Raw genomic sequence first — 15504 nt, forward strand, 5'->3', positions numbered from 1 at the left:
GCAGGTTCGATGGATATCTTCGGCATTCCGTTGCAGGCCATGCTGGGCCAGCTCTTGCTCGGGCTCGTGAACGGTTCGTTCTACGCGATCTTGAGTCTCGGGCTGGCCGTGATCTTCGGCATGCTCAACGTCATCAACTTCGCGCACGGAGCGTTGTTCATGCTCGGCGCCATGCTCGCTTGGATGGGCCTCGCGTATTTCGGCGTGCCCTACTGGGGGATGCTGGTGCTCGCGCCGCTCATCGTCGGCGTGTTCGGCGTCGTGATCGAGCGCACGATGCTGCGCTGGCTGTATCGCCTCGATCATTTGTACGGGCTGCTGCTGACGTTCGGGCTTACGCTCGTCGTCGAAGGCGTGTTTCGCTCGATCTATGGCTCGTCGGGCCAGCCTTACGACGTACCGGATTCCCTCGGCGGGGCGACGAATCTCGGGTTCATGTATTTGCCCAACTATCGCGCCTGGGTCGTGCTCGCCTCGCTGGCGGTGTGCTTCGCGACATGGTTCGTGATCGAGAAGACGCGGCTCGGCGCCTATTTGCGCGCCGGTACCGAGAACCCGAAGATCGTCGAAGCGTTCGGCGTGAACGTGCCTTTGATGATCACGCTGACCTACGGCTTCGGCGTCGCGCTCGCCGCGTTTGCCGGCGTGCTGGCCGCGCCCGTGATTCAAGTGTCGCCGCTGATGGGCCAGCCGATGATCATTACCGTGTTCGCCGTCGTCGTGATCGGCGGCATGGGCTCGATCATGGGCTCGATTTTGACGGGCTTGCTGCTCGGTGTTGTGGAAGGCTTCACGCGCGTGTTCTATCCCCAGGCGTCGGCGACCGTCGTCTTCGTCATCATGGCGCTCGTTTTGCTCGTGCGCCCGGCGGGCCTCTTCGGCAAGGAGCGGTGATGCAAAGAAAAGTGCTGTACGCCCTCTTGCTCGTGGGGCTTCTCGTGGCGCCCTGGGTCGGCGCCTATCCCGTGTTCGTGATGAAGGTGCTGTGCTTCGCGCTCTTCGCGGCGGCGTTCAACCTGCTGATCGGCTACACGGGGCTGCTGTCGTTCGGTCATGCGATGTTCCTCGCCACGGCGGGCTACATGACCGGCTATGCGATTCAAACGGTCGGGCTCACGCCCGAACTCGGTGTGTTGGCCGGCACGGCGGCCGCGACGCTGCTCGGGCTCGTCGCGGGTTTTTTTGCGATTCGCCGGCAAGGCATCTACTTCGCCATGGTCACGCTGGCCCTCGCGCAGCTCGTCTACTTCGTCTACCTGCAAGCGCCGTTTACGGGCGGCGAGGACGGCTTGCAAGGGGTGGCCCGCGGGAATTTGTTTGGATTCCTAAGCTTATCGTCCGATATGACGCTTTATTACGTCGTGCTCGTCGCTATCGTGCTGGCGTTTGCGTTGATCGTACGCATCGTTCATTCGCCGTTCGGGCAAATCTTGACGGCGATTCGCGAGAACGAGCCGCGTGCGATTTCTCTCGGCTACGACACCGATCGCTTCAAGCTCCTCGCGTTCGTGCTCTCGGCTGGCCTAGCCGGGCTCGCGGGCTCGCTGAAAGTGCTCGTGCTCGGCTTCGAAACGCTCGGCGATGCGTATTGGACGATGTCGGGGCTCGTGATTCTGATGACGCTCGTGGGCGGCATGGGGACGCTGTTCGGCCCGCTCGTCGGTGCCGCGCTCGTCGTGACCCTCGAAGACCGGCTCGGCGATATCGGCGCCGCGCTCGCTTCGCTGACGCATCTCGATTGGTTCAACACGCTCGGCGATTCGACGACGATCGTGATCGGCATCGTCTTCATCGCGTGTGTGCTCGCGTTCAGGCGCGGGATCGTGGGCGAGATCGTTGCCCGGGTGCGGCCGCTGCGCGGGTGAGCATGGTCGATCGGGTCGGCTTGCGCTGCGGCGCGCCATGCGTGCCGTGCGTTCGATCTGCACGATGGTGGAGCGGCGTGCGCCCACGCTCGGCGCGCGTGGGCGGCGATACGACACTTTATGCCGTAGAAATGCGCCACCCAATGAGGCACGATTGCGCGAATTGCGTGCTGCTATGCACCACTAGGGAAAGTGCTAGGTTGTGGGAGAAGACGGGGTTGTTTAATCTTCGTCTCAGTTCTGATGCACCGAATTTGCAGGTGGAGAACGAGGAGACAATCGAGGCACTCAGTGCCCGGACGAAAGCGCTGTTGGATAGGATCCAACAGCGCTTTTTATTTATGCGCGCCGTTCGCGCAACCGTCGATCGCGATCGCTTCATGGGCTCGGCCAGCATGTCATGCCTTCTCGCCCTTAGCGCCCTTAGCGCCCGCATGATCCCCATTCGTCGCATTCGTCGCATTTGTGCGGTCGATAGCGTGCGTGCCGTTCGTATCGTTGATGGCACCCTCGCGTGCGAGCGGGATCCGTCTCCTGCCTTTTTTCTATCCCGTTTTCTATTACGTTTCGTGGTTCGAGCGACACGCTCGCTGCTTGTGCGGACGCGATCGGCTACGATCCTTTGGGGCGCGGCTACGGGGCGCGCTCGCCTCGCGCATGAGTGTTCCGACAACAATCGATGGGAGCCGGCCGATGAGCCGGCAATTGAGAACGCGCTTTCTCGCGAAAGCCTCAGGAGATCAACAATGACGATGAAGCAATGGGTACGCGGCACGTTGGCCGTGGCGATGGTGTGCGGGGCGACGGCGGCCTCGGCGCAAGTGAAGATCGGTGTGGTGCTGTCGACGACAGGGCCGGCCGCTTCGCTCGGCATTCCCGAGAAAAATACGGTGGCATTGCTGCCGAGGGAGATCGGCGGCAAAAGCGTGCAGTACATCGTGCTCGATGACGGCACGGATACGGGCAAAGCCGTGCAGGACGTACACAAACTGATCGATGAAGATCATGTCGATGCGATTGTCGGCTCCACCGTGACACCGAACTCGCTGGCGATGATCGATCCGATCTCCGCGGCCAAGACGCCGATGATTTCGCTGGCGGCTTCGGCAAAGATCGTCGAGCCGATGGACGACAAGCGGAAGTGGGCGTTCAAGACACCCCAGAACGACGATCTGATGGCGAACGCGATTGCCGACTACATGAGCCGCCACGGCGTGAAGACCGTGGGCTTCATCGGCTTCGCGGATGCCTACGGCGAGAGCTGGAACGCCGAGTTCGCCAAGGCGGCGAGCGCCGATCATTTGAAGGTCGTGGCGAACGAGAAATTCAACCGCACCGACGCTTCGGTCACCGGCCAAGTGCTGCGCGTCATGAGCGCCAACCCCGACGCGGTGCTGATCGCGGGCTCGGGTACGCCGGCCGCGTTGCCGGCCAAGGAACTCAAACAGCGCGGCTACAAGGGCAAGGTCTATCAGACGCACGGCGTGGCCAACAACGACTTCTTGCGCGTGTGCGGCAAGGATTGCGACGGGGAGATCCTGCCGGCGGGCCCCGTGCTCGTGGCCGATCAACTGCCGAGCAGCAACCCGGTGCGCGAATCGTCGCTCGCTTATAAGAACGCGTACGAGAAGGCCTACGGGGCGGGGTCGGTGGTGACATTCGGCGGTCACGCCTGGGACGCGGGGCAGATGCTCCAGCGGGCGATTCCCGAGGCGCTCGCCAAGGCCCAGCCGGGCACGGCCGCGTTCCGTGCGGCGCTGCGCGATTCGCTCGAAAACATCAAGGAACTGCCGCTCTCGCAAGGGATCATGAACACCTCGCCGACGAACCACAACGGGCTCGATCAACGCGCGCGCGTCATGGTGGAGGTGGTCGACGGCAAGTGGAAGCTATTGAACAACTGACGCGGGACGCGTGGCTGCGCGGGGTTAGGGGCGCCCGATTCCAGACGCCGGAGCGATCGGCCGTGCATCGATCTGCGCGGTCGTACGGTGCGCTAGCTGCTCGGACGGTGCGGCGCCGGTGTTCGCCGTGCGCTTTGCCGCCTTGCTCGTTCTAGCGTCGTTCTGTCGTTCTTGTCGTGCCGCGAACCGGGGTTTCGTTCGCGGCTTTTCCTTTGGTTTTCGTCGATTCGTAGCGTCGTAGGCACAGGACTCAAACAGCATGGATTTATCGATTGCGGCGATCCTCGCGCAAGACGGCATCACGACCGGGGCGATCTATGCGCTGCTCGCGCTGGCACTCGTGCTCGTGTTTTCCGTCACGCGTGTCATCTTCATCCCGCAAGGGGAATTCGTTTCGTACGGGGCGCTGACGCTTGCCATGCTGCAAGCGCAGAAGTTTCCGGCCACGGCCATCTTGCTGCCGGTGCTCGGCGCCGCATGCTTCGCGATCGAGCTGGCCGGCCTCGTGCGGCACCCTGAGCGCCGACGGCATGCCCCGCGCGCGCTGACGGCGCTCGCGAGCCGTTATCTGCTCGGCCCGATTGCTGTCTACGCGATCACGCAACACGTCTATGCCATGACGTTACCGATGGCTGTGCAGATCGCATTGACGCTCGCGATCGTCGTGCCGATGGGCCCGTTCGTCTACCGTTTGGCCTACGAGCCGCTCGCAGAAGCGACCACGCTCTTGCTGTTGATCGTGGCCGTGGCGGTGCACTTCGCGATGGTCGGCTTGGGCTTGCTCATGTTCGGCGCGGAAGGCTCGCGGACGACAGCGTTTTCCGATGGTTCGCTCACCGTCGGCAGCCTGTCGATTTCGGGGCAGAGCGTGTGGGTCGTGGCGACGGCGCTCGTGCTCATCGTCGCGCTGTACCTATTCTTCGATCGCTCGATCTCGGGCAAGGCGCTGCGCGCGACGTCGGTCAATCGGCTTGGGGCACGGCTCGTCGGCATCGGTACGACGCAAGCGGGGCGCCTTGCGTTTACCTTGGCCGCGGGGCTTGGCGTGCTGTGCGGCATCCTCGTCGCACCGTTGACGACGATCTACTACGACTCGGGATTCTTGATCGGCCTGAAGGGCTTCGTCGGGGCGATCATCGGGGGGCTCGTCAGCTACCCGCTCGCGGCGGCGGGCTCGATCCTCGTCGGCTTGCTCGAATCGTATTCGTCGTTCTGGGCGAGTGCCTACAAGGAGGTGATCGTCTTCACGCTCATCATCCCCGTGTTGCTGTGGCGCAGCTTGGCCACCGCGCACGTCGAAGAACAAGAGGAGTGAGCGCCATGAAAGGATTGTTTTCCGGCGCGAAGCCGTTCTGGGCGTTTCTCGTCGTCCTCTTCGTCTTGCCTGTGCTGCCGCATCCGCTGCATGTGCCCGAGTACTGGATCACGCTGCTCAATTACATCGGGCTCTATTCGATCGTGGCGCTCGGGCTCGTGCTGCTGACGGGCGTCGGCGGCATGACGAGCTTCGGGCAGGCAGCCTTCGTCGGCGTCGGCGCCTATGCGACGGCCTACCTGACGACGCAGTACGGCATCTCGCCTTGGATCGCGCTATTCGTCGGCATTGCGTTGACGGCAATCGTCGCGCTCGTGATCGGCGCTGTCACGATGCGCTTGTCAGGGCATTTCTTGCCGCTCGGCACGATCGCTTGGGGGCTGTCGCTCTATTACCTGTTCGGCAATCTCGATGCGCTCGGCAAATACGACGGCATCAACGGCATTCCGGCGCTGAGCGTCTTCGGTGCGTCGCTGCAAACGGGACGCAGCATCTACTACCTGATCTGGCTCGTGGTGCTCGCCTCCGTCGTTTCTATTCAGAATTTGCTTAATAGTCGGCCGGGCAGAGCGATCCGCGCGTTGCGAGGCGCTGGGGTCATGGCCGAGGCGATGGGCGTGCACACGGCATGGATGCGCGTCATCATTTTTGTGTACGCCGCGGTGCTCGCCGCCATTTCGGGGTTCCTTTACGCGCATTTGCAGGGCGCCGTGAATCCCACGCCGTTCGGCCTGAACCATGGGATCGAATATTTGTTCATGGCGGTGGTTGGCGGCGTCGCGCACGTCTGGGGTGCGATCCTTGGGGCCATGATCCTCACCGTCGTTCAGGACTACCTGCAATCGCTGCTGCCGATCCTGCTCGGGCAAAGCGGCAACTTCGAGATCATCGTGTTCGGCGTGCTCATGGTCGTGCTGCTCCAGTATGCACGGCAGGGCGTGTGGCCGTTCGTCGCGCGCTGGTTTCCGCGCGGGCCGGGCGCACGAGCACCCGAGCAGGCCGAGCGGTTGCCGCGGCGGGATAAGCCGACAGCGGGCGAGCCGCTGCTTGTCGTCGATCGTGCCCGCAAGGAGTTCGGCGGGCTCGTGGCCGTGAACGATGTCAGCTTCGAGGTCGAGGCGGGGCAGATCGTCGGACTGATCGGGCCCAATGGCGCCGGTAAATCGACGACGTTCAATCTTGTCACGGGCGTATTGCAGGCGACCCGCGGCGAGATCCATTTTCGCGGCGAACGCATCGACGCACTGAGTTCACGTGAAATCGCCCGTCACGGCATCGGGCGCACGTTCCAGCACGTCAAGCTGTTGCCGACGATGACCGTGCTCGAGAACGTGGCAATCGGTGCGCATTTGCGCGGCGCGAGCGGCGTGTGGCGCAGCTTGGCGCGGCTCAATAAGCAAGAGGAAGGGCGGCTGCTGTTCGAGGCGGCGGAGCAGATTCGGCGCGTCGGTTTAGAGGCGCACATGTACGACGAAGCGGGCAGCCTGCCGCTCGGTCAGCAGCGAATTTTGGAGATTGCGCGCGCGCTGTGCGGCGACCCGACGTTGTTGCTTCTGGACGAGCCGGCTGCCGGGTTACGGTATCGGGAAAAGCAGCAGCTGGCGGAGTTGTTGCGCAAGCTGAAGGCGGAAGGGATGAGCGTGCTGCTCGTCGAACACGACATGGATTTCGTGATGAATCTCGCGGATCGATTGGTGGTCATGGAGTTCGGCACGCGTATCGCACAGGGGCTGCCGGAAGCCGTCCAGAACGATCCTGCCGTCGTCGAAGCCTATCTGGGCGGGGTGGAGTGATGGCAATAATGGCAATGACCGAAACGACGAGGGCGCCCATTTTGTCGGTCTCCGGGCTCTGCGTCCGGTATGGGAAGGTGGAAGCGCTGCACGAAGTGTCGATCGATGTTCGACCCGGGCAGATCGTCAGTGTGATCGGGCCGAACGGCGCCGGTAAGTCGACGCTGTTGAACGCGATCATGGGCGCACTGCCCACCACCGGACATGCCGCCGGCCCCGTCCTTTACCGCGGGGAGGATGTGCGCGCGTTGCCGGTGGAGAAACGCGTCGAGCGCGGAATGTGCCTGGTGCCGGAAAAGCGCGAGTTGTTCGCTACGATGACCGTCGAGGACAACCTCGTGCTCGGTGCCTATCGTCGCAAGCGCGCGGGCGAGCGGGATTTTCTCGACCAGTTGGAGCCCGTCTTCGAGCGGTTTCCTCGTTTGAAAGAGCGGCGCAAGCAGGCAGCGGGGACGCTGTCCGGGGGCGAGCGGCAGATGCTTGCGTTGGGGCGCGCGTTGATGGGGAAACCCGATTTGCTCATGCTCGATGAGCCCAGCCTCGGCCTTGCGCCGCTCATCGTCAAAGAGATCTTCCATATCATCGGCGCATTGCGGACCACCGGCGTGGCGACGTTGCTGATCGAGCAAAACGCCCGGGCGGCGCTGCAGATCTCCGACTACGGTTATGTGCTCGAGACGGGCGAGTTGGCGCTGGAAGGCGAGGCGGACTCGTTGGCGAACAATCCGCGTGTGATCGAAACGTATCTCGGATTGGCGAAGAAATCGGCGTGAGTGTGGGGCGGGAGGCGGGGCGGCGGGCGGGGCGTGTGCAACGCCGCCCCGCCCAAGTCTTCCCGGCGGGGGAAAGATGGTCCGAAGCCTCCCGCATCGCGAACTTCTGTTGTTTTGTTCCACGTGAAACACGACTTAGCCATTTAGCGAGCCCGCCTCTTGCGCGAACCCCGCTATAATTTCGCGCATACATTTCCCGACAGGCCCATGCACTTCGCGTCGCGTGGGATCGCCATGCTTTTTCCCACAGAATTTGACGTCATTGTCGTCGGCGGTGGTCACGCCGGCACTGAAGCCGCTTTGGCCTCGGCCCGTATGGGTGCCAAAACGCTGCTGCTGACCCATAACATCGAAACGCTCGGCCAGATGAGCTGCAACCCGTCGATCGGCGGCATCGGCAAAGGTCATCTCGTGAAGGAGGTGGACGCGCTCGGCGGCGCGATGGCGGCTGCCACCGACGAGGGGGGCATCCAGTTTCGGATCCTCAATTCCTCGAAAGGGCCCGCGGTGCGTGCGACTCGGGCGCAGGCCGATCGCATTCTTTATAAGGCCGCGATCCGCCATCGCCTGGAAAACCAACCGAATCTCAGCCTGTTCCAGCAGGCGGTCGAAGATTTGATTGTCGAAGGCGATCGTGTGGTGGGCGCGGTGACCCAGGTTGGCGTGCGGTTTCGCGCGCGTGCCGTCGTTCTCACGGCAGGTACGTTCCTGGATGGGAAGATCCACGTTGGCCTGAATAACTACACGGGCGGGCGTGCAGGCGACCCGGCGGCCGTTTCTCTATCGGCGCGGCTTAAGGAGCTGCAACTGCCGCAAGGGCGCTTGAAGACGGGTACGCCTCCGCGAATCGACGGTCGGACGATCGATTTCTTGAAGCTCGAAGTGCAGCCGGGCGACCTCGATCCGATTCCGGTCTTCTCGTTCCTCGGCCGCGCCGAGCAGCATCCGCAACAGTTGCCGTGCTGGGTGACGCACACGAACGAACAGACTCACGACATTATTCGCGGCGGCTTGGATCGTTCGCCGATGTACACGGGGGTTATCGAAGGGGTGGGGCCGCGGTACTGCCCGTCGATCGAAGACAAGATTCACCGATTCGCCTCGAAAACCTCCCATCAGATCTTCCTCGAGCCGGAAGGATTGACCACGAACGAGTTCTACCCGAACGGGATATCCACAAGTCTGCCGTTCGACGTTCAGCTCGACCTCGTGCACTCCATGCAAGGGCTCGAGAACGCGCACATTCTACGGCCCGGTTATGCGATCGAGTACGACTACTTCGACCCGCGAGGGTTAAAGGCATCGCTCGAGACGAAGGTAATTCGCGGCCTATTCTTCGCCGGGCAGATCAACGGGACGACGGGTTACGAAGAGGCGGCAGCGCAAGGGCTGCTCGCCGGCATCAACGCCGGGCGATATGTGCAGGAAAAAGATGCATGGTGTCCGCGGCGCGATCAGGCGTATCTGGGTGTGCTTGTCGACGATCTCGTCACGCGCGGTGTCTCGGAACCCTATCGAATGTTCACGAGCCGTGCCGAGTATCGCCTGAGCCTGCGCGAAGACAACGCCGACATGCGCTTGACCGAGGTCGGTCGCGAACTGGGCGTGGTCGATGACGTACGTTGGGATGCGTTCTGCCGGAAGCGCGATGCTGTTTCACGTGAAACAGAGCGCCTTCGCACCACATGGGTCAATCCTAAGACGCTTTCGGCCGACGAAGCTACGGCGCTACTCGGTAAGCCGATCGACCACGAATACAACTTGGCTGACCTCTTGCGTCGCCCCGGTGTGACCTACGACGGCATTTGCGGTTTGCGTGCCGGTGCGTGCGCCCCCGAGGCCCCGCTTGCCGACGATCCTGTCTTGTTGGATCAAATCAAGGAACAGATCGAGATCGGCGTCAAATACCAGGGTTACATTGAGCGTCAGGCCGGCGAGATCGAACGCAACGAAGCGAATGAAAACACGCGACTTCCCGACGGCATCGACTATGCCTCCGTCCGCGGGCTATCGTTCGAAGCGTGTCAAAAGCTGAACCAATTCCGGCCCGAAACGATCGGCCAAGCTTCGCGTATCTCGGGCATTACACCCGCGACGATTTCGCTGCTGATGGTTCATCTGAAGAAAGGGTTGGGGCGGCGAGCGCCAACGGCCGATGCCGAGACGCATGCGGCCGATGAAAGCGGGGGCGATGCCGCTCCCGGGGCCCAATGACGGGCGCCCGCGCCAAAGGGGCGCATTCGAACGACCGGGCATCGTGGCTGGACCTCTTGCGTGCCGGCGCAAGCGAGCTGCAAGTCGCCTTATCGGCGGAGCAATTCGAACGGCTGCTCGACTATGTCGCCCTGTTGGTGAAGTGGAACGCCGTCTATAACTTGACGGCGATTCGCGATCCTCGCCAGATGCTGATCCAGCACATTCTCGACTCTCTCTCGATCGTTCCGCATCTTGCGGCGCGCGAAGGACGATCGATCCTCGACGTCGGCTCGGGGGGCGGATTGCCGGGCATCGTGCTGGCCATTGCGTTTCCGCAACGCCAGGTGACGTTGAACGACATCGTGCAAAAGAAGACGGCATTTCAGGCGCAAGCCAAGGCCGAGCTGAAGCTCGATAACCTATCGGTCGTGACCGGACGCGTCGAGAATCTTCGCCCCGGCACTGAAGTACCGGGAAAATTCGATGCAATCGTCTCGCGCGCATTCGCAGAACTCGCCGATTTCGTTACACTTGCGCGTCATTTGGTGAGCGAGCAAGGCGCGATTTGGGCGATGAAGGGCGTGCGGCCCGATGCTGAAATCGAGCGATTGCCGGCGGGCGCGCGAGCGGCGGAGATTGTCCACCTTCGCGTGCCGTTCCTCGATGCCGAACGGCATCTCGTTGAAGTCGTGCTCGATCGACCTAGCGCACCGTAGCACGCTATATCGCAGTAACGTGGCAACGCCGAGGCGTTCCCTCTGTCAATAGACGTCAATAGACCTAATCACCGAACTCCGAACTGCGAAACTCCGAACGATGGCAAAAATCTTCTGCGTGGCGAACCAAAAGGGCGGTGTCGGTAAGACGACGACGGCGGTCAATCTCGCCGCGAGTCTCGCTTCGCAGGGGCAGCGCGTCCTGTTGATCGATCTCGATCCGCAGGGCAATGCGACGATGGGCAGCGGCATCAACAAGGCCGAGTGCGAGAACACCGTCTACGAAGTGCTCGTCGATGGCGTTTCCGTTGCCGAGGCCCGTGTGAAATCGGAGGCGGTGCCCTACGACGTGTTGCCGGCCAACCGAGAACTCGCCGGGGCGGAAATCGAACTCGTCGGCATCGACAATCGCGAAAGGCAATTGAAAGCTGCGCTGGCCGTGGTCGTCGACGATTACGATTTCGTCCTGATCGATTGCCCGCCGGCTTTGTCGTTGCTGACGCTCAATGCGCTGTGCGCCGCGCACGGCGTGGTGATCCCGATGCAGTGCGAATACTTCGCGTTGGAAGGGTTGTCCGATCTCGTCAACACGATCAAGCAGGTCCACGCGAATCTGAACCGCGATTTGAAGGTGATCGGCTTGCTGCGCGTGATGTTCGATCCGCGAATCACGCTGCAGCAGCAGGTGTCGGATCAGCTCAAGGAACATTTCGGCGACAAGGTATTCGACGCGGTGATTCCGCGCAATGTCCGGCTCGCCGAGGCACCGAGCTACGGGCTGCCGGGCGTCGTGTTCGACCGCGCCTCGCGCGGCGCGCAGGCGTACGTCCAGTTCGGCGCCGAGATGATTGAACGTGTGCGCGCGCTATGAGCACAGTGCGACGCGATAAAAATGCGGATCGAGGAAATGCGATGAATGCCGTAGCGAAGAAGAAGGGTTTGGGGCGTGGCTTGGAAGCGCTGCTGGGCGGTAGTGCCGATATCACCACGGCGGTACGCAGCGAAGGGCAGCCGAACGTCTTGCCGCTCGGCAAGTTGCAGGCGGGCAAGTATCAGCCGCGCACACGCATGGACGAGGGCAGCCTGCAGGAGCTGGCCGCCAGCATTCGCGCGCAAGGCGTGATGCAGCCGATTTTGGTTCGGCCCGTTTCGGACGAGAAATACGAAATCATCGCGGGCGAGCGCCGTTTTCGTGCCGCGCATATCGCCGGGCTCGCCGAGGTGCCGGTGCTCGTCAAAGACGTGCCCGACCAGGCCGCGGCCGCGATGGCCCTCATCGAGAACATCCAGCGCGAAGATCTGAATCCGCTCGAAGAGGCGCAGGGCATTCAGCGTTTGCTCGACGAGTTCGATTTCACGCATGAGCAGGCGGCGGAATCGGTCGGACGCTCGCGTAGCGCTGTGTCGAATCTTCTGCGCTTGCTGAACCTCGCGCATCCCGTGCAGACGATGCTGCTCGCAGGCGATCTCGACATGGGTCACGCCCGCGCGTTGTTGGCTGTGGATTCGGCAACGCAGATCACGCTCGCCAACCAAGTGGTCAATAAGCGGATGTCGGTGCGCGAGACGGAGCGTTTGGTGACGGCCACGACGAAGGCCGAGCCCACCGTGAAAGCGCGCGCCAATCATGACGGCGGCCGCGACACGCGTCGCCTTGAGGAAGAACTATCGGATCTGCTCGCGGCAGCGGTGAAGATCAAGCTCGGCCGGCGCGGGCGTGGCCAGCTGCAGATCGATTTCGGCGATCTCGACGCCTTGGACGGTATTCTCGCGCGCTTGCGCGGCGGGCAGGCGCACTGAGCGGCACATTGCTTGCCTGACCTGCGCCTTCGCTTTCGCCTCGAACCTTCTCGCCTATGCCCACAGCCGAAGATGTGCGCGCGACCCGCGCGAGCCTGGCCCGCAGGATCGTCTCGTTCGCCTTGAACGAGCCGGTGCTCGCGATTCTCGTCATTGTCCTCGCGGTACTGCAGTGCACGCACGCGCAGCCGTGGCTCGCACTGCCGCGCCTTGTCGATTGGCCGACGGTGTTGACGCTGGCCGGCCTGCTGATGCTGACGAAGGCGATCGAACTGTCGGGTCTCTTGATGTGGCTGGCCCATCGCGTGGTCCATCACGTGCGTTCCGAGCGTGCGTTGGCGTGCTTGCTGATCGGGCTCGCGGCCGTGCTGTCGATGCTCGTGACGAACGACGTCGCGCTCTTCGTCGTCATTCCGCTCGTGTTGTCGCTTCACGCTTTAACGCCGCTGCCGGTCAAACGGCTCACGATTTTCTTGGCGCTGGCCGTCAACGCCGGCTCGATCCTCACGCCGCTCGGCAATCCGCAGAACCTCTTTCTCTGGCAAGTCGGCGGCATCTCGTTTGGGCGTTTCGTGTGGGCGCTTGCCCCGCTGTGCGCGACCTTGATGGCGATGTTGTACGCGCTGGCGTATTTCGCCTTCCGGGCGAAGCCGCTCGATCTGTCGAAAGACGCTTCCCGGGAGCGTGTCGACCGTGCCTTTGCCGGCGTCGCGGCCGTGCTGTTCGTCGCCTTCGTCCTACTGGCCGATTCGCACCACGCAGGCATCGGCCTGATCGGCGTCGCGGGCGGGTTTTTGTTGTGGCGGCGCGACGCTGTCCTCAAGATCGATTGGGCGCTGCTGCTGATTTTCGTCCTCATGTTCATCGTGCTGCGCAGTGTCGCGGCATTGCCCTGGGTGCATGCCACCGTCGAGCAGCTCGGCCTTCATACCGCACTGCGCGCCTATGTCGCGGGTGCGGTGTTGTCGCAGGGCATCAGCAACGTGCCCGCCGCCATCATGCTCGCGCAATTCACGAACGATTGGCGGGCGCTGGCGTTCGGCGTCAGCGTCGGCGGCTTTGGCATTGCCATCGGCTCGCTGGCCAATCTCATCGCGGTTCGGCTTTCGAAAACGCGAGGGGTCTGGCTGCCGTTTCATCTCGTTTCGATTCCCTTTTGGCTCGTCGCTGGCGTGCTCGGCGGATGGTTGCTCACGCATCTTTGAACGCAGGTGCCGCGACGCGCCGGTTCGTGGACGGCGCACGCTCGCCGAGCCTTTCGGTTTAGTCAGATCTGCGGCCCGCGCGACCGCTTCCCGCGTCGCTTCCAAGCAGTTTTTTGTCGCGGCTAAAGTCTTGAATCGCCTGCAACTATCGCTTACAATCGCCCGGATTTATTTGCTAGGCAGCCCCGTAAGCACTGCGAAAGCTACGGGTTGGAAAATGGGTGACGTGGGGTAGGGCGATGGCGGATCGAGAGCCGAGCACAAGGCACGACGAACGCGCGCGACACGATCCTTCTTCCGCTCGCGCCGTCGGTCGTTCGGAAACGTTCGACGATGCATGGGATGCCGAGCAGCAAGATAAGAATTTCGTTCCGCTCACGCGGGCCGAGGCTGAAAAGCTCTTCGGTTCGGAGGTGAGCCGCCCGTCGCGCGTCACGCCGTTCAAGGTGGTGGTCGCGCAAGTGGTTTTGTCCCTGGTCGTCACGCTGGTTTGGTGGCTGTTTTCAACGCCGCCGGGTCCTGCTGCGCTGTCGGCCATGTTGGGTGGAGCGATTTGCTGGGTGCCGAGCGCATTGTTCGCGGCACGTCTGAAAGGAGCGGGCACCGCCGGATCGATCCTCACGTGGATGATCGGCGAAATGCTCAAGATGGGGGTGACGGTCGCGATGTTCGTCGCGGTGGCGCTCTGGTATCACGACGTGCGGTGGCTACCGCTGCTCGTGACCTTCCTAGTCGCCTTGCAGACGTACTGGTTGGCGCTGGGCATGCGGTGAAGCTGGAATGATGGGCGGGCGGCCGGTGGCGCAGGGCGATTGAGCGCCGCGCACCGGCGCTTGCCGCGTTCGCGCGGCCCTTCGAGGCTGCGTGCGGACACCGAACGATTTTCGATAATTTAGGTGGCAATAAACGATATGGCAGCTACAGAAAGCACGCACATGGATCCGTCCGAGTACATCGCACACCATTTGCAGAATTTCGCTACCTCGCACCAGACGTCGATCATCGATATGCACGTCTTGAACATCGACACGCTGTTCTGGTCGATCGTGTGCGGCCTCGTGACGATCTTCATCCTGCGCATGGCCGCGCGCAGCGCCACGCCCGGCGTGCCGAGCCGCTTCCAGTGCGCCATCGAGATGCTCGTCGAGATGGTCGAGGATCAATCGAAGGCGATTATCCACGGCAACCGCACGTTCATCGCGCCGCTGGCCCTGTTCGTATTCGTCTGGGTCGCGCTGATGAACTCGCTCGATTTCATCCCGGTCGATCTGCCCGGCCGCGTGATCGGCTGGCTCGGTCTGTCCGGCGTCATCTCGCACCATCGCATCGTGCCGACGGCCGATCTGAACGGTACGTTCGGCATCGCGCTCGGCGTGTTCGTGCTGATGATCTACTACAACCTCAAGATCAAGGGCCCCGGCGGCTTCCTCCACGAACTGCTCTCGGCTCCGTTCGGCGGTCATCCGCTGCTGTGGATCCCGAATCTTGCACTGAACATCATCGAGTTCGTCGCCAAGACGGTTTCGCTCGCGTTGCGGCTGTTCGGCAACATGTACGCGGGCGAGCTGCTGTTTCTGCTCATCGCATTGCTCGGCAGCCTGTGGACCTTCGGCGCGGACACGACGGTGCTCGGCTTCGTGGGCCACGTGATCGCAGGCACCGTTTGGGCGATCTTCCACATCCTGATCGTCCTGTTGCAAGCGTTCATCTTCATGATGCTGACGCTCGTGTACATCGGTCAGGCGCACGACAAGCACTGATTTCAGGGCTCGTCGGCGCGACGTAGATTCGTTTTTCGTTTCTTTAAATCCAGTTCCAAAAAGTCTTTTACAAAGGAGTGATCATGCAAGCTTTCATCGCCAACATCCAAGGTCTGACCGCCATCGGTATCGGCATCATCATCGGCCTGGGTGCAATCGGCGCCTGTATCGGTATCG

The 15504-nt window shown here is 62.4% G+C and carries 13 protein-coding genes and 1 pseudogene; all 14 read left to right on the forward strand.

Going from position 1 to position 15504, the window contains the following annotated elements; translation table 11 throughout:
- Nucleotides 1-9 precede the first annotated feature (9 nt).
- On the forward strand, nt 10-894 hold the full coding sequence (locus ACTHN9_RS21695; protein ID WP_440538836.1) for a branched-chain amino acid ABC transporter permease: 885 nt from the start codon (nt 10-12) through the stop codon (nt 892-894).
- Nucleotides 894-1865 carry a branched-chain amino acid ABC transporter permease gene (locus ACTHN9_RS21700; protein ID WP_440538837.1) on the forward strand — a complete coding sequence of 324 codons (972 nt, stop codon included), beginning with the start codon at nt 894-896 and terminating at the stop codon, nt 1863-1865. The genes ACTHN9_RS21695 and ACTHN9_RS21700 overlap by 1 nt, the downstream gene beginning before the upstream one ends.
- 746 nt (nt 1866-2611) lie before the next feature.
- The gene (locus ACTHN9_RS21705) at nt 2612-3769 is read left to right on the forward strand and encodes an ABC transporter substrate-binding protein (RefSeq protein ID WP_440538838.1); all 1158 of its coding nucleotides are present in this window, start codon (nt 2612-2614) and stop codon (nt 3767-3769) included.
- A 259-nt stretch (nt 3770-4028) separates the two neighbouring features.
- Nucleotides 4029-5084 carry a branched-chain amino acid ABC transporter permease gene (locus tag ACTHN9_RS21710; RefSeq protein WP_440538839.1) on the forward strand — a complete coding sequence of 352 codons (1056 nt, stop codon included), beginning with the start codon at nt 4029-4031 and terminating at the stop codon, nt 5082-5084.
- Nucleotides 5085-5089: 5 nt separating this feature from the next.
- The gene (locus tag ACTHN9_RS21715) at nt 5090-6877 is read left to right on the forward strand and encodes a branched-chain amino acid ABC transporter ATP-binding protein/permease (RefSeq protein WP_440538840.1); all 1788 of its coding nucleotides are present in this window, start codon (nt 5090-5092) and stop codon (nt 6875-6877) included.
- A 14-nt stretch (nt 6878-6891) separates the two neighbouring features.
- Nucleotides 6892-7650, forward strand: coding sequence for an ABC transporter ATP-binding protein (locus tag ACTHN9_RS21720; RefSeq protein WP_440538841.1), 759 nt, complete (start codon nt 6892-6894; stop codon nt 7648-7650).
- Between the two features lie 234 nt (nt 7651-7884).
- The gene (gene mnmG, locus ACTHN9_RS21725; RefSeq protein WP_440538842.1) at nt 7885-9864 is read left to right on the forward strand and encodes a tRNA uridine-5-carboxymethylaminomethyl(34) synthesis enzyme MnmG; all 1980 of its coding nucleotides are present in this window, start codon (nt 7885-7887) and stop codon (nt 9862-9864) included.
- Nucleotides 9861-10562 (forward strand): 16S rRNA (guanine(527)-N(7))-methyltransferase RsmG, encoded by a 702-nt coding sequence (rsmG, locus tag ACTHN9_RS21730; RefSeq protein WP_440538843.1) that lies wholly within the window; start codon nt 9861-9863, stop codon nt 10560-10562. Before mnmG ends, rsmG begins: the two co-directional genes overlap by 4 nt.
- 100 nt (nt 10563-10662) lie before the next feature.
- Nucleotides 10663-11433: a ParA family protein gene (locus ACTHN9_RS21735; protein WP_440538844.1), complete on the forward strand. Its 771-nt coding sequence runs from the start codon at nt 10663-10665 to the stop codon at nt 11431-11433.
- Between the two features lie 41 nt (nt 11434-11474).
- Nucleotides 11475-12362 carry a ParB/RepB/Spo0J family partition protein gene (locus ACTHN9_RS21740; RefSeq protein WP_440538845.1) on the forward strand — a complete coding sequence of 296 codons (888 nt, stop codon included), beginning with the start codon at nt 11475-11477 and terminating at the stop codon, nt 12360-12362.
- Nucleotides 12363-12418: 56 nt separating this feature from the next.
- Entirely contained in the window at nt 12419-13567 is a 1149-nt protein-coding gene (locus ACTHN9_RS21745) for an SLC13 family permease (RefSeq protein ID WP_440538846.1), read from the forward strand.
- A 239-nt stretch (nt 13568-13806) separates the two neighbouring features.
- On the forward strand, nt 13807-14340 hold the full coding sequence (locus tag ACTHN9_RS21750; protein ID WP_440538847.1) for an ATP synthase subunit I: 534 nt from the start codon (nt 13807-13809) through the stop codon (nt 14338-14340).
- Between the two features lie 138 nt (nt 14341-14478).
- A complete protein-coding gene (atpB, locus tag ACTHN9_RS21755; RefSeq protein WP_440538848.1) occupies nt 14479-15327 on the forward strand; it encodes a F0F1 ATP synthase subunit A in 849 nt (282 codons plus the stop codon).
- Between the two features lie 83 nt (nt 15328-15410).
- Nucleotides 15411-15504: pseudogene (locus ACTHN9_RS21760) on the forward strand (F0F1 ATP synthase subunit C); the annotation flags it as partial.

Source organism: Trinickia sp. (assembly GCF_051953405.1).
GTDB lineage: Bacteria > Pseudomonadota > Gammaproteobacteria > Burkholderiales > Burkholderiaceae > Trinickia.